Genomic DNA, 18,944 nt, shown 5'->3' on the forward strand with positions numbered 1-18,944 from the left:
TCCAGAGTAGTGGACTCGGTCAGGCGCGTACACCTTCCATGCAACTGTCGCGGGCGGGCATCGGGGATGTCAACGCGCTTCCACCGGCTGGACGGGGTTCACCGGCCGGGGCCGCGGACCGACCAGGTAGCGTCCGCCGTGTGAGACGACTCCTCGCCCGCCTGTGGCGCCTCCTGCGCCCGGTGCAGAGCCGCGTGATGTGGCTGCTGCACACGAAGTACGTGGTCGGTGTGACCGGCGTCGTCCGCGACGACGAGGGACGGGTCCTGCTGCTGAAGCACCGGATGTGGCCGCCGGGCCGCCAGTGGGGGCTGCCGAGCGGCTTCGCGCGCAAGGGCGAGGACTTCCGGCGCACCGTGGTGCGCGAGGTCAGGGAGGAGACGAACCTCGACGTGGAGGTGGGCCGTCTGGTCATGCTCAACAGCGGCCTGCGCACCCGCCTGGAGGTCGCCTACGAGGCCCGGCTGCTCGGCGGTGAACTGCGCATCGACCCGTTCGAGATCCTGGAGGCCCGCTGGTGCCGCCCGGACGACCTCCCCGAGGACGTCCAGCCGGTGTGCCGTCCGCTGGTGCGGGGCGAGACGACGCCCTGAACGGGTGCGCGGGGTGTGTCGAAAGCGCCGGCCCCCGATCGACTCAAGGGTGAAGGCAGCACACCACCACCCGAGGAGCGCCCGCCATGACCGTGACCGCTGACCTGTCCATCTCCCTCGACGGCTGTGTCGCCGGCCCGAACGTCACCCTGGACAACCCGGGAGGCGACGGCGCCGGGCCGGTCTTCGAGTGGATCCACACCCTGGCGAGCTGGCGCGAGCGCCAGGGCCTGGCCGGCGGGGTGGACAACCGCGACTCCGAGCTGATGCGGGAGTGGTTCGACGCCACCGGGGCGGTGGTCATGGGCCGGACGATGTACGAGACCGGCGAGGAGTTCTGGGGCGACGACCCGCCCTTCCGCACCCCGGTCTTCGTCCTCACCCACCGCCCCCGGCCCACCCTGGTCAAGGAGGGCGGCACCACCTTCACCTTCGTCACCGACGGCATCCGGCGCGCCCTCGACCGGGCCCAGGCCGCCGCCGGCGACCGGAACGTCGACATCGCGGGCGGCGCGGACACCGTACGCCAGTACCTCGGGGCCGGGCTCATCGACGAACTCCAGCTGCACGTGGTGCCGGCGCTCCTCGGTGAGGGGCTGCGGCTCTTCGAGGGAGCGGGCGCCGTCCGACGGGATCTCGAACCCGTCCGGGTGGTCCACACACCCCTGGCCACCCACCTGAAATACCGCTTCGGGACGTGAGACCGGCGGGGCGGGCGTACGGTCGGAACCGGGCCGGCCCGTACCGAGGAGGACTTCCGATGCGCAGCGTGACCTACTCGATGGGCGTCTCGCTCGACGGCTACATCGTCGGGCCGGACGGCGGCTTCGACTGGTCGGCACCCGACCCGGACGTCTTCCGCTTCTGGATCGACGAGATCCGGCAGGTCGACGTCCACCTGCTGGGGCGGCGGCTGTACGAGACGATGCTGTACTGGGAGACCGCCGACCAGGACGCGTCGCTCGACGAGGCCGGGCGCGAGTGGGCCGCGCTCTGGAACCCCCTCCCCAAGGTGGTGTTCTCCACCACGCTGACGTCCGTGGAGGGCAACGCCCGGCTGGCCACCGGGAGTGTCGCGGAGGAGATCGAGCGCCTGCGGGCCGAGCCGGGCGAGGGCGAGATCGCGATCGGCGGCGCGACCCTCGCCGCCGAGGCGGCCGCGGCGGGCCTGATCGACGAGTACCGGATCATGGTCCACCCGGTCCTGGTCGGCGGCGGCGTTCCCTACTTCCCCGGGGGCGAGCGCCGGGTGGACCTCGAACTCGTCGACACCCGCACCTTCGGCTCGGGCGTCGTCCACCTCCGCTACCGCGTGACACACCGACCGGCCGCCTGAGCACACGGCCCGGCAGCACACGCCCCTCACCTCACCCCGGCCGACGGCCCACGGCGAGCAGGTGGGAACTCGCCGACAGCAGCTCGGGATGAGGCTCGGCCAGACGGGCGGCGGTGAGGACGGACTCGAAGAGGTCCGACTCACGGAACGAGTGCCCCGTGTTCCGCTCCGCCGCCGCCAGCAGGGACCAGGCGGGACCCTCGATCCCGAAGACGGCCGCGCCGGCGAAGCCCGCCGCCGCCACCTCGTCGCGCAGTTGCTCGCCGCTGTGGAAGTACGCCGTGGTGAACGCGTTCTTCCCGTCGTGGACCTGGGTGGCGAGGATGGTGCCGATGCTCTCCCGCATCGACTCCTTGTGCAGGTGCGCGTAGGCAGCGTGCTCGAACAGCGACGCGTACCGGTTGATACCGGCGACCGCCAGCAGCCCGCCGGGCCTGAGCACGCGACGGGCCTCCGCCAGCGCACGGTCCCGGTCCGCCCGGTCCGGCAGGTGGTACAACGGACCCAGCATGAGCACGACGTCGTAGGAACCGTCGTCGGCCGTCAGGCTCCGGGCGTCACCGACTTCGACACTCGCGCCCGAGGCCCGGGCCTGTTCGACGTGACGGGGAATGGGATCCACCAGGTGAACCGCGTACCCGCCCTCGACGAGCCAGCGTGCGTGTGTGCCGGGCCCGCCGCCGACGTCGAGCACCCGAGCCGGCGCCGACGGGAGGTGGCGGCGGAGCAACTCCTGTGTCCGTACCATCTCCAGGCGCCCGTCGGCCGTGGCCACCAGCCGGTCCGCCTCGTCGACGGTCTCGCTGTAGAACCTCACGATCTCCGGCGTCACCTCAAGGCTCGTCATCCGTGCATTCTGATGAGGAACCGGTGGACCAGTCCAGCGATCGGAAAGAGTGCCATGCCGCTGCTGAAGTACGAGCAGATCGCCGATGATCTGCGCACCCGTGTCGCGAACGGCGAGTTCGGTCCTGGCGACCTGTTGCCGTCAGGCCGTGACCTGGCTGAACAGTGGGGCGTATCGCGGGCCACCGTGGTCAAGGCGTACGACATCCTGCGGCACGACGGCATCGTCGTCGCACGGCAGGGTTCCGGCTTCCTCGTCACGGAGACACCCGTCGCCCGGCCCGCAGGCGGGCGACGGACGGGCACCAGTCGCCTGTCGGGCGGCACGCCCTACCGCCGTCTCGGCACACCGGGCCGTGCAGTTCCGCCTGCTCATGTCGCCGATGCCCTGGGGCTTTCCGACGGCGAGGCGGCTCTCCACCGAGCCAGGCTGACGTTCCTCGACGACGGCACGCCGCACAGTCTGGTGACCGCGTGGTTTCCGGCTTCGGTGGCGGACGCCGCACCACGCCTGTCCGCGAAGGAACCGATCGTCGAGGGCACGACGCATTACGTCCGCCGCGAGACGGGCCGCGTCCCCGCGGAAGGACACGACGTGACCACCGTGCGCCTGGCCACGGACGAGGAGGCGCGACTTCTGGACGTGCGACAGCCGACCGCGGTCGCCGTCGTTCTGCACACGGCGTTCGACCAGCTAGGACGCGCCCTCGTGTGCGAGGAGGGTGTCACGCCTTCCCACGTCTTCGAGCAGACCGACAACTACCCCATGCGGTAGGGGAACTGACGTTCCGCTTGACTGGACCGGTCCACCGGTCCAGTCTTCTCGTGGCTGCGTGAACGGCACTCCGACGTGCCGCCACGCACGTCGACACGGCGAAACCCCGGCGACCGTCCGACCGGCCCCGGGGCGTGGCCACCAGCTGACCCTGATCGGAGCTGACGACATGCCCGACCCTATCGGCCGCCTCATCACCCGGGTGAGCCTGCTCCTCCGTCCCCGAGGAGCGCATCGCGGAGCCGTCCCGCACCCGGCACCCCGCATCGCCCCGCGACCGCCGGCCACCGCCACGATCACCCTCCCCACGCACCGCAGCCCCTACGGCCTGCCCACCCTCCTCGACGGCGCCGACACCGTGGCCGTACGCCCGTACGTGCTCCTCCGGACGTCGCAGGAGCTGGAGGCGGCCGCATGACGGCACCGCGCGAGCCCCGTCTGCTCCCCTGGTCCGGACCCGAGGGCAAGCCCTGCTACCTGATCACCGACGACGACGGTGGCCCCGTCTCCCGACTCGCCGACACCACCGAGGTCACGCAGCTCACCATGGGAGCCCACCTTCTCGCCCACGCCCAAGACCTCCTCCCCGGCACCCCGCAGGGCGAGCTCCGCTACCTCGCCGAGCGCCTCACCGAAGCCCTCGCCGACGCGCTGCGGGTGGCCGAAAGCCGGGGACGGAGGCTGCACAGGCTCAACTGAGCGCGCGATGAGCACCCGGAGCGGTTCTGTACCCCGCCCGTCAGGACCCGTCCAACCCCTCCGCCAGCACCTCCGCCAGGTGCCGCCCCCGTACGCCCGCCAGCTGCTCCAGCTGCGTCCGGCACGAGAAGCCGTCCGCCAGGACGACCGCCCCCCGCGGCGCCTCGCGCACCGCGGGGAGGAGCTGGTCCTCGGCGCAGGCGACGGAGACCTCGTGGTGGCCGGCCTCGAAACCGAAGTTGCCCGCGAGCCCGCAGCAGCCGCCGCTCAGCTCGCCGGTCAGGCCCGCCGCCTCGCGCAGGCGCCGGTCGGCCGCGTCGCCCAGGACCGCGTGCTGGTGGCAGTGGGTCTGGCCGACCGCCGGGACGTCCAGGGCGGGCGGGGTCCAGTCGGGGGCGCAGCGTTCCAGGGCCTCCGCGAAGGTGACGACACGGGCGGCGAGGTGGGCCGCGCGGGGGTCGTCGTGCAGCAGCTCCGGCAGGTCCGTGCGCAACGCCGCCGCGCAGCTCGGCTCCAGGACGACGACCGGCGCGGAGGTCTCCAGCACCGGGGCCATCAGGTCCAGCGTGCGGCGCATCACCGCACGGGCGCGGTCCAGTTGGCCCGTCGACACGTACGTCAGACCGCAGCAGACCCGGCCCCTGCGGACGGCCGCCAGGGCGGCGGGCGAGCGTGTGCGGCCGTCCGCGAGGGCACGTCCCCCGAGCGTCGGCGGCAGCACCACCCGCAGCCCCGCCGCCTCCAGCACCCGTACCGCCGCCCGGCCCACCGACGGCGTCAGGTGCTCCGTGAAGGTGTCGGGCCACAGGACGACCAGTGCGCCGTCCCCGACCGGCCCGCCCCGCCTCCGCCACCACCGGCTGAAGGTCTCCCCCGCCAGCCGCGGCACGTCCCGCTCCCGCGCGATCCCACCCAGCCGTTTCGCCACCGCCGCCAACGGCCGCACGGCGGACAAGGCGTTGACGACGGGGGCCAACCGCGCGCGGGCCGCCCACCGCAGCCACACCGGCAGCCACCCCATCGCGTAGTGGGCGGCCGGGCGGCGGCGCCCGGCGTAGTGGTGGTGCAGGAACTCCGCCTTGTACGTGGCCATGTCGACCTCGACGGGACAGTCGGAGCGGCAGCCCTTGCAGGACAGGCACAGGTCGAGCGCGTCCCGCACCTCCGTCGACCGCCAGCCGTCGGTCACCAGCTCACCGGCGAGCATCTCGTGCAGCAGGCGGGCACGACCGCGCGTCGAGTGCTCCTCCGCACCGGTCGCCCGGAAGGAGGGGCACATCACCGACGACCCCGCCGCCGACGTCGTACGGCACTTGGCGACCCCGACGCAGCGGCGCACGGCGGCCGAGAAGTCACCCCCGTCCGCGGGGTAGCCGAAGGCCACGTGCACCGGTTCGCGCGGCAGGACGGAGAAGCGGAGGTTCGAGTCCAGCGGCGCCGGGCGGACGAGCATCCCCGGGTTGAGGAGGTCGTCCGGGTCCCAGGCGGCCTTGGCGCGCTCGAAGAGGGCCACCATCTCCTCGCCGTACATCCGCGGCAGCAGCTCCGCCCGCGCCTGCCCGTCCCCGTGCTCCCCGGAGAGGGACCCTCCGTGCGCCACGACCACGTCCGCCAGCTCCTGCGAGAAACGGCGGAACCGGGCGACTCCGGCCGCCGTCAGCAGGTCGAAGTCGATGCGCACGTGGATGCAGCCGTCCCCGAAGTGCCCGTACGGCGTGCCCCGCAGACCGTGCGCCGACAACAGGCCCCGGAAGTCCCGCAGGTAGGCCCCGAGCCGGGCCGGCGGCACCGCGCAGTCCTCCCAGCCGGGCCACGCCTCCGACCCGTCCGGCATCCGGGTCGCCGTGCCGCTCGCGTCCTCCCGGACGCGCCACAGCGTCCGCTGCCCGGCCGGGTCGGTCACCACCAGGGCGTCCACGACGTCCGCCGCCCGCACGACCGCCTCCGCCCGCGCCCGCGCCTCGGCCTCCGTGTCGCCGCCGGTCTCCACGAACAGCCACGCGCCGCCCCGCGGCAACCCCCGCGTCGACGGCACCAGGTCCACCGCCATGCCCTCCACCGTCAGCGGGCCGAGCGGCAGCAGCCCGGCCGCCGCCTCCGCCGCCCCGGCCTCGTCGGCGTAGCCCAGCACCGCCAGCGCACGCGCCCGCGGTGCCTCGACCAACCGGACCACCGCCTCCGTCAGCACGCCCAGCGTGCCCTCCGAGCCGCAGAAGGAGCGGGCCACGTCCGCGCCCCGCTCCGGCAGCAGCGCGTCCAGCGCGTAACCGGAGATACGGCGGGGGAGGTCCGGGAAACCGGTGCGCAGCCGGGCCAGGTCACCGTCGACCAGCTCCCGCAGCCCCTCCGGCGCCCCGGCCCAGTCCGGCCCGAGCCCGAGCCGCCGCCCGGCCGCGGTGAGCACCGTCAGCTCGCGCACGCTGTCGGCCGTCGTGCCCCAGGCCACCGAGTGGGAGCCGCACGCGTTGTTGCCGATCATTCCGCCGAGCGTGCAGCGGCTGTGGGTGGACGGGTCGGGACCGAAACGCAGGCCGTGCGGGGCGGCGGCCTCCTGGAGGCGGTCGAGGACCAGGCCCGGCTGGACGACGGCCGTACGCGCCCCGGGGTCGAGCGAGACCAGCCGGTTCATGTGCCGGGTGAAGTCCAGGACGACCCCGGTGCCCGTCGCCTGCCCCGCGATCGACGTGCCCCCGCCCCGCGCCACGACCGGCACCCCGCGCTCCCGGCACACCGCCAGCACGGCCGCCACGTCGTCGGCGTCCCTCGGCGCCACCACGCCGAGCGGCACCCTCCGGTAGTTGGACGCGTCCATCGTCGTCAGGGCCCGCGAGGTGACGTCGAACCCGACCTCGCCCCGGACCGCCCCGCGCAGTGCTGCCTCCAGATCGGTCATGCGTCCAGGATGGGCCGTCGTAGCTCCGTACAGGTCCGCACGGCGGAGATCTCGTCTCATCGGACGGACATGTCTCCGTCCGGTTTCGCCGAGGAGATACCCTCCGGCACGTGGCTGAGATCCAGATTCCTGCTGACATCAAGCCCGCGGACGGTCGATTCGGCGCGGGCCCCTCCAAGGTGCGGGTGGAGGCGCTGGACGCCCTGGCCGCCACCGGTACGTCCCTGCTCGGCACCTCCCACCGCCAGGCGCCCGTCAAGAACCTGGTCGGGAAGGTCCGCGAGGGCATCCGCGAGCTGTTCCAGCTCCCCGACGGTTACGAGGTGATCCTCGGCAACGGCGGCTCCACCGCGTTCTGGGATGTCGCGACCCACGGCCTGATCGAGAACAAGTCGCAGCACCTGAGCTTCGGCGAGTTCTCCTCCAAGTTCGCCAAGGCGGCCAAGCTCGCCCCGTGGCTGGCCGAGCCGACGATCGTCTCCTCCGACCCGGGCACGCACCCCGAGGCGCGCGCCGAGGCCGGCGTGGACGTGTACGCCTTCACGCACAACGAGACCTCGACCGGCGTCGCCATGCCGATCAAGCGCGTCGCAGGTGCCGACGAGGGCTCCCTCGTACTGGTCGACGCCACCTCCGGCGCCGGTGGCCTGCCCGTGGACATCGCCGAGACCGACGTCTACTACTTCGCCCCGCAGAAGTCGTTCGCCTCGGACGGCGGCCTGTGGATCGGCGTCTTCTCCCCCGCCGCGATCGAGCGCGCCGAGCGGATCCACGCGAGCGGCCGGCACGTGCCGGAGTTCTTCTCGCTGCCGACCGCGATCGACAACTCGCGCAAGAACCAGACCTACAACACCCCGGCGCTCGCCACGCTGTTCCTGCTGAACGACCAGCTGGAGTGGATGAACGGCCAGGGCGGCCTGGACTTCGCCGTCCGCCGCACGGCGACCTCCGCGCGGACGCTGTACGGCTGGGCCGAGGACGTGAAGTTCGCGAGCCCGTTCGTCGCCGACCCGGCCAAGCGCTCGCAGGTCATCGGCACGATCGACTTCACGGACGAGGTCGACGCCGCCGCCGTCGCCAAGGTGCTGCGCGCCAACGGCGTCGTCGACACCGAGCCGTACCGCAAGCTCGGCCGCAACCAGCTGCGCGTGGCGATGTTCCCGGCGATCGACCCCGCGGACGTCGAGGCGCTCACGAAGTGCGTCGACTACGTGATCGAGAAGCTGTAGCGGTCGTCCCCGTACGACGGAGAAGGGGCGCCCGGCGGACATCCGCCGGGCGCCCCTCGCCGTTCCCGGCTCCTACCGGCTCAGGCGCTGGAACCGCCGCACCGCCAGCGGCAGGAAGACCGCCGTCAGCACCACGGGCCACACGCATGCCATCAGCACCGCGTTCTGCTCGACCCACGAGTCGCCGCCGCCGACCGGCGTGCCGAACAGCTCGCGGGCGGCCGCCGCCGTGGAGGAGATCGGGTTCCAGGCGGCCACCCAGCCCAGCCAGTCGGGCATGAGCTGCGGGGCGACGAAGATGCTGGAGATCATCGTCAGCGGGAACGCCACCGCGAACAGACCGCCGGCCGCCTCCGGGTTCGGGACCATCAGCCCCAGCCACACACCGATCCAGATCAGCGCGAACCGCAGCCACAGCAGCAGCGCGAACGCCGCCAGGAAGCCCCAGCCGCCGTCCGGGCGCCACCCCATGGCCACTGCCGTCAGCATCATGATCGCCAGCTCGGCACAGGCGATCACGAGGTCGGTCACACCGCGCCCCGCGACCACGGCGGAGGAGGACATCGGCATGGACCGGAACCGGTCGATGACGCCCTTGGTGGAGTCGTAGACGACCACGGTCGCGGTGTTGATGAAGCCGAACGCCATGGTCATCACGAACATGCCCGGCATCAGGAAGTCCTTGTAGTCCCCGCCGCCCGGCACGGTCATCGCGCTGCCGAAGACATAGCCGTAGAGGAGGACGGACAGGATCGGGAAGCCCAGCTGCCAGGCGATGTTGACGGGCTGGCGCTGGTAGTGGGTCAGGCCGCGGCGCACGATGTTGCCGCAGTCGGCGAGCACCCAGTAGAACCGCCCGCGTGCGCGCGGGGCCGTCGTCGGGTCGAGGGCGCTCATGCCACCGCCTCCTTCTCCGTGCGGTGCCCGGTCAGGCGCAGGAACACGTCGTCGAGGCTCGGCCGGCGCAGTCCGATGTCCTCCACGCCCACCCCCTCGTCCTGGAGGGTCCGCGCCACCTCGGTCAGCGCGGACACCCGGTCGGTGACCGGGGCGTGCACGCGCAGCGCCTCCTCGTCGGTCTCGGGCTCGCCGTCGCAGACCCGGGCGACCACCTTCACCACCCTCGGTATCTCGGCCCGCTCGGTGACCACGACCTCGACGCGGTCGCCGCCGACCAGGTTCTTCAGCCCGTCCGGGGTGTCGTCGGCGATGGCCCGGCCCTGGTCGATGACGGTGATGCGGGAGGCCAGCTTGTCGGCCTCCTCCAGGTACTGCGTGGTCAGCAGCACGGTCGTGCCGCTCGCCACCAGCGCCCGCACGGAGTCCCAGACCTCGCCGCGGCTGCGGGGGTCCAGGCCCGTCGTCGGCTCGTCCAGGAACAGGACGGAGGGGGCGAGGATCATCGAGGCGGCGAGGTCCAGGCGGCGCCGCATGCCGCCGCTGTACTTGCCGACGCCCCGGTCGGCGGCGTCGGTCAGGTCGAACTGCTCCAGCAACTCGACGGCGCGGGCCCGGGCCCGCCGGCCGCCCAGGTGGAACAGACGGCCGAACATCTCCAGGTTCTGCCGGCCGGTGAGCACCTCGTCCACGGCCGCGTACTGCCCGGTGAGACCGATCCGGGCCCGCACCTCGCGCGCCTGCCGGGCGACGTCGAGACCCGCCACCTCGGCCCGTCCGCCGTCGAGCCGGATCAGGGTGGACAGGATGCGCACCGCGGTGGTCTTCCCCGCGCCGTTCGGCCCGAGCAGGCCGTGCACGGTGCCCTCGCGGACGGCCAGGTCGAAGCCGTCGAGAGCGCGCTTCTCGCCGTACCGCTTCTCCAGTCCCTCGGCCCGTACCGCGTGTCCGTCGCCCATGGGTCCCCCCTCTCGCTCGCCAACTGAGTACACCGTACCCGATTGCGCGTACGCCGTACCCAGTTTTGCTCCGCGGACCTAGACTGACCGCATGGCGAGCGGCACGGAGACCAGCGGCAGCGGCGACATCGGCCGCACCCTCGAACTGTTGTGGGACACCGGCCGGCGGCCGAGCCGCGGGCCGAAGCCCGGACTGACGCTGGACCGGATCGTGGAGGCCGCCGTCGAGATCGCCGACCGGGAGGGGCTCGCCGCCGTCTCCATGCGCCGGATCGCCACCGACCTCGGCACCGGCACGATGTCCCTGTACCGCTACGTCCCCGGCAAGGCCGAGCTGCTCGACCTGATGCTGGACCGCGTGCAGCGCACCTCCGAGGACCCCGGCGACCTCGGCGACGGCAGCGGCTGGCGGGCGGCGCTGGAGGCCCTCGGCCGCGAGGCCCTCGCCCTCCACCGGCGCCACACCTGGCTCCTGGACGTCAACCAGTCCCGCCCCGTCCTCGGCCCGAGCGCGCTGGACGGCATGGAGAAGGTGCTCACCCGGATCAAGCCGATGGGCCTGACCGACCCCGAACTCCTGTCGGTGATCATCATGCTCGACGGGTACGTCGTCGGGGCCGCCCGCACGCAGGTGTACCAGGAGGAGGCCGAGCGCAGCTCCGGGCTGACGGACGCCCAGTTCTGGGCGGCCCAGCAGCCGGTGCTGGAGAAGGTCATGACCAGCGGGCGCTACCCCGTGCTGGCCTCCCTCTCCGAGGACACCTTCGGCCCCGGCTTCGACCACTTCGAGTTCGGCCTCCAGCGCATCCTGGACGGGCTGGAGGTGCTGGTGGCCGCGCGCGCCGCGGCGGACGGCTCAGCGGCGCCGGACCAGCCTGCGTAGCCCGAACAGGGCCGCGCACGCGACGGCCAGACCGAGCGCCCCGACCTTCAGCGTGCTCCCCCCGGAGCCGTCGTCGCCGGAGGCGGCCGACCCTCCCGAGGAGGAGGACGACCCACCGCCCCCGCCGCCCCCGGGCGCGTCCTGCGCCCGCACCGGGCTCCGGGCGCCCTCCATGCCGAGCAGCAGCTTCTCGCCGTCGGTGGTGTAGGTGGCGGACTCCCCCTGCCCCAGGGGCACGCTGATCCGCCCCTTGCGCTGGATCCTCCCGCCGTTCCAGTCGTACCAGAGGCCGCCGAGGTAGCCCCGCACCGCGAGCCGCTCGCCGTCCGGGGAGAAGGCGGCGTCGGTGGCCCAGAGCCCGACCGGGGCGGCGCGCCGGAAGACGTTGGTGCCGGACGCGGAGAGCTTCGCCGGACCCTCGTAGAGGTGCCCGCCGTCCTCGTTCTTGTCGATGACGTAGACCCGCCCGGTCTTCGGGTGCACGACGAGCGACTCCGCGTCCCGGGCGCCGTCCGCGTACTTCACCACGTACTGCGTCGCCTTGACCGTCTGGTCCCGGAGTTCCGTCGGCTCGGGCAGCTCGTAGATCCACACGTGCGGCCAGGTGCCGCCGAGGTTGTCGCCGATGTCGCCGACGAAGATCCTGTTGCCCGGCCCGATGGAGACCGCCTCGACGTCCCGCGGCGTGCCGACGCCGGAGAGCGCGACGCGGGCGACGGTCTTCCCGGTGGCACCGTCCACCGCGTACAGGTACGGCCCGTTGTCCTGGTCGTTGTGCGTCCAGTAGACGCCCGGGTGGAGACGGGAGGCGGCGAGGCCGCTCGACTCGGTGATCCGCGGGTCCTCGATCGTGAACCCGTCGCCGCCGTCGCCGCCGTCGGCTGCGGAGGCGGGCACGGCGAACGCGCCCACGAGGAGGGCCGCGGCGAGGAGGGCGAAGGGTCGGCGCATGCGCCAAGCCTGCCATCCCACGCGGGTGTTCACGCCGGGGGTCACGCTGCGTGGTCGGACTCACATCGCGTCGGCCGGACCGATCGTCCATGATGAGCGGATGCTCAGGTTCATGTTCGTCGGAGACTCCATGACGATCGGGAGCGCCGGCGAGCACACGTGGCGCCACCGGCTGTGGCAGCACCTGTGCGCCTCGTACGGCGGCCCGTTCACGTTCGTCGGCCCGCGCGAGACGCTGCACGACCCGTCGACGGACGCGCCCACCTCGTACGCCTACGCCGAGCCCGGCTTCCCCCGCGCCCACCTGGCCGGCTGGGGCGAGGGCTGGCACCACATGACCCCGCTGATCGGCGAGGCGGTACGGGCCTGCCGCGCGGACGTCCTCCTGGTCTCCCTGGGCCTCATCGACCTCGGCTTCTACACGAACGCGGAGCAGACCGCGGACAACGTCCGGGCCTTCGTGGCGCACGCGCGCTCGGCGAACCCGCGCGTGCGCGTGGCCGTGATGCCGGTGCTCCACAACATACGCGCCGACACCGACGCGCCCTTCGCCGAGCAGGTCGCCCGTTTCAACGAACTCCTCGCGAAGACCACCGCCGACCTCGACGAACCGGACTCGCCGCTGCTGCTCGTCCCGCCGCCCGCGTCGTACGACTTCCACACGGACACCTACGACGGCACCCACCCCAACGAGAGCGGCGAGCACGGGATCGCGGGCGCCTTCGCGGACGCGATCCACGAGGCGTGGGGACTGGGCGGGCCCTACTCCGCCGCCGCGTAACCCGCACCCGGGGCGACCGGGCCGCCGGACCCGCTTGCCTGGAGCGCACTCCAAGTCGTTGGCTTGGGGACCATGAAGTACACGCAGCTCGGACGCACGGGACTCAAGGTCAGCCGACTCGTCCTCGGCACCATGAACTTCGGTCCGCAGACCGACGAGGCCGACAGCCACGCCATCATGGACGCGGCGCTGGACGCCGGCATCAACTTCTTCGACACCGCCAACGTGTACGGCTGGGGCGAGAACAAGGGCCGTACCGAGGAGATCATCGGCAACTGGTTCGCCCAGGGCGGCGACCGGCGTGACAGGACCGTCATCGCCACCAAGGTGTACGGCAACATGGGCGCCGACGGCGAGGCGTGGCCCAACCACGACAAGCTGTCCGCCGTGAACATCCGGCGGGCGGTCGACGCCAGCCTGAAGCGGCTGCGGACCGACCACATCGACCTGTACCAGTTCCACCACATCGACCGCGCCACCGGATTCGACGAGATCTGGCAGGCCATCGACACCCTGGTCCAGCAGGGGAAGGTCCTGTACGCCGGGTCCTCCAACTTCCCCGGTTACAAGATCGCCCAGGCCAACGAGACCGCCGCCCGGCGCGGCGGCACCATCGGTCTGGTCAGCGAGCAGTGCCTCTACAACCTGGCGGAGCGCCGGGCCGAGATGGAGGTCATCCCGGCCGCGCAGGACTACGGCCTCGGCGTCATCCCGTGGTCGCCGCTGCACGGCGGGCTGCTCGGCGGCGTCATCCGCAAGGAGGTCCAGGGCGGGCGCCGTGCCTCCGGCCGGGCGGCCGACACCCTGGCCGACCCCGCGAAGCGGTCGCAGATCCAGGCGTACGAGGACCTGCTCGACAAGCACGGCGTCGAGCCCGGCGAGGCCGCGCTGGCCTGGCTGCTGACCCGGCCCGGCGTGACCGGCCCCATCGTGGGTCCGCGCACGGCCGAGCAGCTCACGTCGGCGCTGCGGGCCGTGGAGCTGGAGCTGTCGGACGAACTGCTGACCGGCCTGGACGAGGTCTTCCCGGGGCCGGGACCCTCGCCGGAGGCGTTCGCCTGGTAGGGGTGTGAGCGGGGCGGCGGCCCACGGCCGCTCAGCCGAGGGCCGCCGCCACCGCCACCACCACGAGCATCAGCACGAGCACACCGGCCATGATCCGGTTCCGGGTCTTCGGGTCCACGCCCCCGAGCCTAACCGGAGGCGCCGAGCGGCCAGCGGCCGACCGCCTCGTAACGGGGCTGCTCCCCCGGCACGCCGGACCTCGGCAGGTTGCTGCGCACCAGGGCCAGCTCCGCCACGGTCCAGGCGGGGCCGGTGAAACCGTCCAGGACGTCGAGGTACGGCCGCACGTCGTACGCCTCCCGGCTGCGGGCCACCGTCAGGTGGGGCTTGTAGCGCCGGTGCTCCCCGCTCTCGACGCCCGCCCTGCGCCCCGCCGCCTCCGCGCGGTCCGCGAGCAGCCGCAGGGCCGCCACGTCGCCCTCCGCACCCGCCCACAGGGCCCGCCCGTGCCCGAACTGCCCGCCGCCGCGCAGGGCGATGCCGAAGGGCGCGGTGCGGTGCGCGGCCCGCTCCAGCCGCGCCGACAGGTCCGGTACGAGCGCGTCGTCGACCTCACCGTAGAAGGCCAGAGTGAAGTGCCAGCCGGGGCGGCCGGTCCAGCGCAGCCCGTCCGCGCCGGGCAGCTTCCGCAACGCGGCCACCTCGGCGGCGAGGGCGGCGGTGACGTCCTCGGGGGGCAGTACGGCGGCGAACAGTCTCATGCGGGCCAGTCTGCCCCGGGGAACTGGTGTACGTCCGCGCATGCCCTGGTCACGGTGCGTATCGCCGCACCGCGCGGCCGCACTCGGGCCGGGGGCGGCCGGGGAGGCGGCCGGGGAGGAGCGCCACGATGGCCGTCCTCGACTGAGCCGGAGGTCCGGTCACGCCGCGGGCGCCAGCTCCTCCCGCCGCTCCCGCGGCACGAACCGCACCTGCGGGTGGCCGCGGTGCCAGCCGACCGACAGGCGCAGGTTGCCCACGCGGGCCAGGACCAGGCCGATCACGAGCGCGGCGAGGGCGGCCACCGCCCCTCCGGCCGCGAAGCCGACCCGGGCGCCGTAGGTGTCCGTGACCCAGCCGACGATCGGGGCGCCGACCGGGGACCCGCCGAGGAAGACCATCATGTACAGGGCCATGACGCGGCCCCGCATGGCCGGGTCGGTGGACATCTGGATGCTGGTGTTGGCGGTGACGTTGACCGTCATGCTGAAGACGCCTATCGGGACCATCAGCAGCGCGAACAGCCACAGCCCGGGTGCCGTCGCCGCCACGATCTCCAGGGCGCCGAAGGCCAGGGCCGCCGCGATCAGGACGCGCAGCCGGGCCGTGCCGCGCCGGGCGGCGAGCAGGGCGCCGGCCAGCGAGCCGACGGCCATGAGGGTGTTGAAGAGGCTGTAGGCGCCGGCCCCCGCGTCGAAGACGTCGTCGGCGAAGGCGGACAGGAAGACCGGGAAGTTGAAGCCGAAGGTGCCGATGAAGCCGACCAGCACGATCGTCCAGATCAGCTCGGGGCGCCCGGCGACGTAGTGCAGCCCCTCGCGCAGCTGGCCCTTGCCGCGCGGGGCCCGGCGGACGGCGTGCAGTTCGCGGGCGCGCATCAGCAGCAGGCAGGTCAGCGGCGCGACGAAGGACAGGCCGTTGGCGAGGAACGCCCAGCCGGTGCCCACCCCGGTGATCATCAGACCGGCGACGGCCGGACCGACCAGCCGGGCGGACTGGAAGTTGGCCGAGTTCAGGCTGACCGCGTTCTGCAGCTGGTCCCGGCCGACCAGCTCGGAGACGAAGGACTGGCGGGCGGGGTTGTCCACGACCGTGGCCAGGCCCATCGCGAAGGCGGCGACGTAGACGTGCCAGACCTGGACGTGGCCGGACAGAGTGAGGACGGCGAGGAAGAGCGCGGTCAGGGCCATCGCGGACTGGGTGACCAGCAGCGTGGGCCGCTTGCGCAGGCGGTCGACGAGGACACCGCCGTAGAGGCCGAAGAGCAGCATCGGCAGGAACTGCAGGGCCGTCGTGATACCGACGGCGGCGGAGGAGCCGGTGAGGCTGAGCACCAGCCAGTCCTGGGCGATGCGCTGCATCCAGGTACCGATGTTGGAGACGACCTGCCCCAGGAAGAACAGGCGGTAGTTCCTGACCTTCAGGGAGGCGAACATCGAGGTCTTGCGGGGGGCGTCGGGGGTGGTCGGGTCGTCGTGGCCGTCAGGTGCGGGGGCGGAAGCTGCTCCGGGTCCCGTACTCAAAGGGTTCGCCTCCTCGTGTACGCCGCTTACAGGTGTGCGAGCTTCTCCAGCACGGGGGCGGCGGCGCGCAGTTTCGCCCACTCGTCGTCGTCGAGTCCCTCGACCAGCGTGGCCAGGAACGCGTTCCGCTTGCGGCGGCTCTCCTCGAGCATCACCACGGCCTGCTCGGTCTGCGTGACGACCTTCTGGCGCCGGTCCTCGGGGTGCGGCTCCAGCCGGACCAGTCCCTTCGCCTCCAGCAGCGCCACGATGCGGGTCATCGAGGGCGGCTGGACGTGTTCCTTGCGGGCGAGCTCGCCCGGGGTCGCACTGCCACAGTTGGCCAGGGTGCCGAGCACCGACATCTCGGTGGGGCTGAGCGACTCGTCGACCCGTTGGTGCTTGAGCCGACGGGACAGCCGCATCACGGCGGAGCGCAGGGAGTTCACGGCGGCGGCGTCGTCGCCATGCTTGAGGTCCGGCATGTTCCTTAGCGTAACTCATTAGTCTGGCGAAGTACCACCGCACGATCACCGGTTGCCCGTGACACCCGCCACTGAAACCGGCAGTTCACCCGTACGAGTGAGTGGTGTACGGAAGTCGGAGTATCACCCGGCCGGCTGGGGCGACCCTCGACCGCATGGGGACCAGCGTGCTCAGCCTGCGGATGGACGGGGAGCTGCTCGACCGGCTCCGGGACCATGCGGCGAAAAGGGGAATGAGCGTCCAGGACTATGTCGTCCGGACGCTCATTCGGGATGACTTCGACGAGCGGTTCCAGTCCGCCGTGGAGGAGACGGAACGGTTCTACGGGGTCACCTGAGCCCCGCCGGTCAGGTGAGACCCAGGGCCGGCATCAGGTAGTAGAAGGCGAAGACCGCGGACACCGCGTACATGGTGACCGGGACCTCCCGGCCCCGTCCGGCCGCCAGGCGCAGCACCGAGAAGGTGATGAAGCCCATGCCGATGCCGTTGGTGATCGAGTAGCTGAACGGCATCATCAGCATCGTCACGAAGGCCGGGACGGCGATGGTGAAGTCGCTCCAGTCGATCTCCCTGATGGAGCCGGCCAGGATCAGGAAGCCGACCGCGACCAGCGCCGGGGTGGCCGCCTGGGACGGCACCATGGTGGCGACCGGAGTGAGGAACAGGGCCACGGCGAACAGCGCGCCGCTGACGATGTTCGCGAAGCCGGTGCGCGCGCCCTCGCCGACGCCGGCCGTGGACTCCACGAAGCAGGTCGTCGCCGACGCCGAGCTGGCGCCGCCCGCGGCGACCGCGATGCCGTCGACGAACAGGACCTTGTTGATGCCCGGCATCTGGCCCTCGCCGTCGGTCAGCTTCGCCTCGTCGCTGACCGCCATGATCGTGCCCATCGCGTCGAAGAAGCACGACAGCAGGACGGTGAAGACGAACAGCACGCCGGTCAGGACGCCGACCTTCTCGAACCCGCCGAACAGGCTGACCTCGCCGACCAGGCCGAAGTCGGGGGTGGCGACGGGGTTGCCGGGCCACTCCGGGGTGGTCAGGCCCCAGGAGGGGACGTCGGCGATCGCGTTGATGATCATCGCGACGACGGTCATCACCACGATGGAGATCAGGATCGCGCCGGGGGTCCTGCGCACGATCAGCGCCAGGGTGAGCAGCACGCCGAGGGCGAAGACCAGCACCGGCCAGCCGAGCAGGTGGCCGCCGGTGCCCAGCTGGAGCGGGACGGTGGTCTGGGCGGCATCCGGCATCCGGGTCACGAACCCGGAGTCGACGAGGCCGATCAGCATGATGAACAGGCCGATACCGATGGCGATGGCCTTGCGCAGGCCGTAGGGCACGGCGTTCATCACGCGCTCGCGCAGGCCGGTGGCGACCAGCAGCATGACGACGAAGCCCGCCAGTACCACCATGCCCATGGCGTCCGGCCAGGACATCCGCGGGGCGAGCTGGAGGGCGACGACGGAGTTCACGCCGAGGCCGGCGGCGAGCGCGATCGGGACGTTGCCGATGACGCCCATCAGCAGCGTGGTGAACGCCGCCGTCAGCGCGGTCGCGGTGACCAGCTGACCGTTGTCGAGCTGGTTGCCGTACATGTCCTTCGCGCTGCCCAGGATGATCGGGTTCAGCACGATGATGTAGGCCATCGCGAAGAAGGTGGCGAGACCGCCGCGGATCTCACGGGGCAGCGTGCTGCCGCGCTCGGAGATGCGGAAGTAGCGGTCGAGGGCGTTCTGCGGGGGCCGCCGGTCTTCGGACGGCTCGGGGGACGGGGGGACCTTGGCGGAGGCCGAGGTGGGCATGCGAGGACCTCATCACCAACAGGTTCCCCCACGGCCTTATTGGTGTTTCCTACGAATGAAAGTGGTCAGAGACAAACGGATTCAGTATGAAGGTATGAGCCGGAGATCGCTATCTCCGCGCGTAGACCCCGGTGGCGCCGCGCCGTCACCCGTCCGGTGCCCTCCTCGTAAGCTGTACGCATGAAGAAGTGGACACCCACACACGAGGCGCCGCCACCCCTGGAGGGCCCCGTGGTGCCGACCGTCGTCGGCGGCACCGTCCTCTGGTTCGTCCTCTTCCTCGTGCAGCTTCCCTTCTACGGCTGGTTCGACGAGCACGGCCACACCTGGTGGGTGTGGACCTGTCTGGCCGGAGCCGGGCTCGGGCTGATCGGCATCTGGTACGTCCGCAAGCGCGACGCCGCGCTCAGGCGGGCCGCGCGCGACACCGCCTGACCCGTTCGACGGGCGGCGTCCGTCGCCTCACGGCGGCCCGTAGTACCAGGGCATCACGCGGCGGCGCGTCCCCTCCTCCCCCGGTCGGATCTTCCGCGCATTCGGCGGGT

21 protein-coding genes are annotated in these 18,944 nt (G+C 72.3%); 12 read left to right on the plus strand and 9 right to left on the minus strand.

Annotated features, from left to right (window positions below; genetic code table 11):
• The first annotated feature begins 140 nt into the window (after window positions 1–140).
• From SAM23877_RS15790 to SAM23877_RS15800, 3 genes are all read left to right on the plus strand, one after another.
• On the plus strand, window positions 141–593 hold the full coding sequence (locus tag SAM23877_RS15790; protein WP_053132867.1) for an NUDIX hydrolase: 453 nt from the start codon (window positions 141–143) through the stop codon (window positions 591–593).
• Window positions 594–679: 86 nt separating this feature from the next.
• The gene (locus SAM23877_RS15795) at window positions 680–1,294 is read left to right on the plus strand and encodes a dihydrofolate reductase family protein (RefSeq protein WP_053132870.1); all 615 of its coding nucleotides are present in this window, start codon (window positions 680–682) and stop codon (window positions 1,292–1,294) included.
• Window positions 1,295–1,353: 59 nt separating this feature from the next.
• Complete coding sequence (locus SAM23877_RS15800; protein ID WP_053132873.1) at window positions 1,354–1,929, plus strand: dihydrofolate reductase family protein; 576 nt, start codon at window positions 1,354–1,356, stop codon at window positions 1,927–1,929.
• Between the two features lie 31 nt (window positions 1,930–1,960).
• Here the strand turns inward: SAM23877_RS15800 and SAM23877_RS15805 are convergent, their stop codons facing one another.
• The gene (locus tag SAM23877_RS15805) at window positions 1,961–2,776 is read right to left on the minus strand and encodes a class I SAM-dependent methyltransferase (RefSeq protein ID WP_053132875.1); all 816 of its coding nucleotides are present in this window, start codon (window positions 2,774–2,776) and stop codon (window positions 1,961–1,963) included.
• Between the two features lie 54 nt (window positions 2,777–2,830).
• Between SAM23877_RS15805 and SAM23877_RS15810 the strand changes: the two genes are divergently transcribed.
• The 3 genes from SAM23877_RS15810 to SAM23877_RS15820 all read left to right on the plus strand — a co-directional run bounded on the left by SAM23877_RS15810 (window position 2,831) and on the right by SAM23877_RS15820 (window position 4,249).
• The gene (locus tag SAM23877_RS15810; protein WP_053132878.1) at window positions 2,831–3,550 is read left to right on the plus strand and encodes a GntR family transcriptional regulator; all 720 of its coding nucleotides are present in this window, start codon (window positions 2,831–2,833) and stop codon (window positions 3,548–3,550) included.
• Between the two features lie 169 nt (window positions 3,551–3,719).
• Window positions 3,720–3,968: a hypothetical protein gene (locus SAM23877_RS15815; RefSeq protein ID WP_053132881.1), complete on the plus strand. Its 249-nt coding sequence runs from the start codon at window positions 3,720–3,722 to the stop codon at window positions 3,966–3,968.
• The gene (locus tag SAM23877_RS15820) at window positions 3,965–4,249 is read left to right on the plus strand and encodes a tautomerase family protein (protein WP_053132884.1); all 285 of its coding nucleotides are present in this window, start codon (window positions 3,965–3,967) and stop codon (window positions 4,247–4,249) included. The genes SAM23877_RS15815 and SAM23877_RS15820 overlap by 4 nt, the downstream gene beginning before the upstream one ends.
• Window positions 4,250–4,289: 40 nt before the next feature.
• Here the strand turns inward: SAM23877_RS15820 and SAM23877_RS15825 are convergent, their stop codons facing one another.
• Window positions 4,290–7,142, minus strand: coding sequence for an FAD-binding and (Fe-S)-binding domain-containing protein (locus SAM23877_RS15825; protein WP_053132888.1), 2,853 nt, complete (start codon window positions 7,140–7,142; stop codon window positions 4,290–4,292).
• A 110-nt stretch (window positions 7,143–7,252) separates the two neighbouring features.
• Here SAM23877_RS15825 and serC point away from each other — a divergent pair, with 110 nt between their 5' ends.
• A complete protein-coding gene (serC, locus tag SAM23877_RS15830) occupies window positions 7,253–8,371 on the plus strand; it encodes a phosphoserine transaminase (protein WP_053132891.1) in 1,119 nt (372 codons plus the stop codon).
• A gap of 72 nt (window positions 8,372–8,443) precedes the next feature.
• Here serC and SAM23877_RS15835 read toward each other — a convergent pair whose 3' ends face one another.
• The gene (locus SAM23877_RS15835; RefSeq protein ID WP_053132894.1) at window positions 8,444–9,268 is read right to left on the minus strand and encodes an ABC transporter permease; all 825 of its coding nucleotides are present in this window, start codon (window positions 9,266–9,268) and stop codon (window positions 8,444–8,446) included.
• Window positions 9,265–10,227, minus strand: a complete 963-nt coding sequence (locus SAM23877_RS15840; protein ID WP_053132896.1) for an ATP-binding cassette domain-containing protein — start codon at window positions 10,225–10,227, stop codon at window positions 9,265–9,267. The genes SAM23877_RS15835 and SAM23877_RS15840 overlap by 4 nt, the downstream gene beginning before the upstream one ends.
• A 91-nt stretch (window positions 10,228–10,318) precedes the next feature.
• Here SAM23877_RS15840 and SAM23877_RS15845 point away from each other — a divergent pair, with 91 nt between their 5' ends.
• Window positions 10,319–11,110: a TetR/AcrR family transcriptional regulator gene (locus SAM23877_RS15845; protein ID WP_053132900.1), complete on the plus strand. Its 792-nt coding sequence runs from the start codon at window positions 10,319–10,321 to the stop codon at window positions 11,108–11,110.
• Here SAM23877_RS15845 and SAM23877_RS15850 read toward each other — a convergent pair.
• Window positions 11,084–12,061: a YncE family protein gene (locus tag SAM23877_RS15850; RefSeq protein ID WP_053132903.1), complete on the minus strand. Its 978-nt coding sequence runs from the start codon at window positions 12,059–12,061 to the stop codon at window positions 11,084–11,086. The two genes, SAM23877_RS15845 and SAM23877_RS15850, sit on opposite strands and share 27 nt — an antisense overlap.
• 100 nt (window positions 12,062–12,161) lie before the next feature.
• Between SAM23877_RS15850 and SAM23877_RS15855 the strand changes: the two genes are divergently transcribed.
• Both SAM23877_RS15855 and SAM23877_RS15860 read left to right on the plus strand, forming a co-directional pair.
• Window positions 12,162–12,842 (plus strand): SGNH/GDSL hydrolase family protein, encoded by a 681-nt coding sequence (locus SAM23877_RS15855; RefSeq protein ID WP_053132906.1) that lies wholly within the window; start codon window positions 12,162–12,164, stop codon window positions 12,840–12,842.
• Between the two features lie 72 nt (window positions 12,843–12,914).
• Window positions 12,915–13,907: an aldo/keto reductase gene (locus SAM23877_RS15860; RefSeq protein WP_053132908.1), complete on the plus strand. Its 993-nt coding sequence runs from the start codon at window positions 12,915–12,917 to the stop codon at window positions 13,905–13,907.
• A gap of 128 nt (window positions 13,908–14,035) precedes the next feature.
• Here SAM23877_RS15860 and thpR read toward each other — a convergent pair whose 3' ends face one another.
• The 3 genes from thpR to SAM23877_RS15875 all read right to left on the minus strand — a co-directional run bounded on the left by thpR (window position 14,036) and on the right by SAM23877_RS15875 (window position 16,593).
• Window positions 14,036–14,608, minus strand: a complete 573-nt coding sequence (gene thpR / locus SAM23877_RS15865) for an RNA 2',3'-cyclic phosphodiesterase (protein WP_053132910.1) — start codon at window positions 14,606–14,608, stop codon at window positions 14,036–14,038.
• A 159-nt stretch (window positions 14,609–14,767) separates the two neighbouring features.
• Window positions 14,768–16,129: an MFS transporter gene (locus SAM23877_RS15870; protein WP_053132913.1), complete on the minus strand. Its 1,362-nt coding sequence runs from the start codon at window positions 16,127–16,129 to the stop codon at window positions 14,768–14,770.
• Between the two features lie 26 nt (window positions 16,130–16,155).
• Window positions 16,156–16,593: a MarR family winged helix-turn-helix transcriptional regulator gene (locus tag SAM23877_RS15875; protein ID WP_053132917.1), complete on the minus strand. Its 438-nt coding sequence runs from the start codon at window positions 16,591–16,593 to the stop codon at window positions 16,156–16,158.
• Window positions 16,594–16,748: 155 nt separating this feature from the next.
• On the opposite strand from SAM23877_RS15875, the gene SAM23877_RS15880 reads away from it, so the two are divergent.
• Window positions 16,749–16,931, plus strand: a complete 183-nt coding sequence (locus tag SAM23877_RS15880; RefSeq protein WP_053142536.1) for a hypothetical protein — start codon at window positions 16,749–16,751, stop codon at window positions 16,929–16,931.
• 10 nt (window positions 16,932–16,941) lie between these two features.
• On the opposite strand, the gene SAM23877_RS15885 is transcribed toward SAM23877_RS15880, so the two are convergent.
• Window positions 16,942–18,399 carry an NCS2 family permease gene (locus SAM23877_RS15885; protein WP_053132920.1) on the minus strand — a complete coding sequence of 486 codons (1,458 nt, stop codon included), beginning with the start codon at window positions 18,397–18,399 and terminating at the stop codon, window positions 16,942–16,944.
• Between the two features lie 180 nt (window positions 18,400–18,579).
• Between SAM23877_RS15885 and SAM23877_RS15890 the strand changes: the two genes are divergently transcribed.
• Complete coding sequence (locus SAM23877_RS15890; RefSeq protein WP_053132923.1) at window positions 18,580–18,834, plus strand: DUF2530 domain-containing protein; 255 nt, start codon at window positions 18,580–18,582, stop codon at window positions 18,832–18,834.
• Window positions 18,835–18,944: the final 110 nt, after the last annotated feature.

The organism is Streptomyces ambofaciens ATCC 23877 (assembly GCF_001267885.1).
Classification (GTDB): Bacteria; Actinomycetota; Actinomycetes; order Streptomycetales; family Streptomycetaceae; genus Streptomyces; species Streptomyces ambofaciens.

What these genes read in the sequence shown, in the direction of transcription:
- SAM23877_RS15835 (WP_053132894.1), bottom strand. Translation starts at nt 9,268, where the DNA reads ATGAGCGCCCTCGACCCGACGACGGCCCCGCGCGCACGCGGGCGGTTC.
- SAM23877_RS15845 (WP_053132900.1), top strand. Translation starts at nt 10,319, where the DNA reads ATGGCGAGCGGCACGGAGACCAGCGGCAGCGGCGACATCGGCCGCACC.
- SAM23877_RS15820 (WP_053132884.1), top strand. Translation starts at nt 3,965, where the DNA reads ATGACGGCACCGCGCGAGCCCCGTCTGCTCCCCTGGTCCGGACCCGAG.
- SAM23877_RS15860 (WP_053132908.1), top strand. Translation starts at nt 12,915, where the DNA reads ATGAAGTACACGCAGCTCGGACGCACGGGACTCAAGGTCAGCCGACTC.
- SAM23877_RS15890 (WP_053132923.1), top strand. Translation starts at nt 18,580, where the DNA reads ATGAAGAAGTGGACACCCACACACGAGGCGCCGCCACCCCTGGAGGGC.
- SAM23877_RS15850 (WP_053132903.1), bottom strand. Translation starts at nt 12,061, where the DNA reads ATGCGCCGACCCTTCGCCCTCCTCGCCGCGGCCCTCCTCGTGGGCGCG.
- SAM23877_RS15885 (WP_053132920.1), bottom strand. Translation starts at nt 18,399, where the DNA reads ATGCCCACCTCGGCCTCCGCCAAGGTCCCCCCGTCCCCCGAGCCGTCC.
- SAM23877_RS15855 (WP_053132906.1), top strand. Translation starts at nt 12,162, where the DNA reads ATGCTCAGGTTCATGTTCGTCGGAGACTCCATGACGATCGGGAGCGCC.
- SAM23877_RS15815 (WP_053132881.1), top strand. Translation starts at nt 3,720, where the DNA reads ATGCCCGACCCTATCGGCCGCCTCATCACCCGGGTGAGCCTGCTCCTC.
- SAM23877_RS15825 (WP_053132888.1), bottom strand. Translation starts at nt 7,142, where the DNA reads ATGACCGATCTGGAGGCAGCACTGCGCGGGGCGGTCCGGGGCGAGGTC.
- SAM23877_RS15805 (WP_053132875.1), bottom strand. Translation starts at nt 2,776, where the DNA reads ATGACGAGCCTTGAGGTGACGCCGGAGATCGTGAGGTTCTACAGCGAG.
- SAM23877_RS15810 (WP_053132878.1), top strand. Translation starts at nt 2,831, where the DNA reads ATGCCGCTGCTGAAGTACGAGCAGATCGCCGATGATCTGCGCACCCGT.
- SAM23877_RS15795 (WP_053132870.1), top strand. Translation starts at nt 680, where the DNA reads ATGACCGTGACCGCTGACCTGTCCATCTCCCTCGACGGCTGTGTCGCC.
- thpR (WP_053132910.1), bottom strand. Translation starts at nt 14,608, where the DNA reads ATGAGACTGTTCGCCGCCGTACTGCCCCCCGAGGACGTCACCGCCGCC.
- SAM23877_RS15880 (WP_053142536.1), top strand. Translation starts at nt 16,749, where the DNA reads ATGGGGACCAGCGTGCTCAGCCTGCGGATGGACGGGGAGCTGCTCGAC.
- SAM23877_RS15800 (WP_053132873.1), top strand. Translation starts at nt 1,354, where the DNA reads ATGCGCAGCGTGACCTACTCGATGGGCGTCTCGCTCGACGGCTACATC.
- SAM23877_RS15840 (WP_053132896.1), bottom strand. Translation starts at nt 10,227, where the DNA reads ATGGGCGACGGACACGCGGTACGGGCCGAGGGACTGGAGAAGCGGTAC.
- SAM23877_RS15875 (WP_053132917.1), bottom strand. Translation starts at nt 16,593, where the DNA reads ATGCCGGACCTCAAGCATGGCGACGACGCCGCCGCCGTGAACTCCCTG.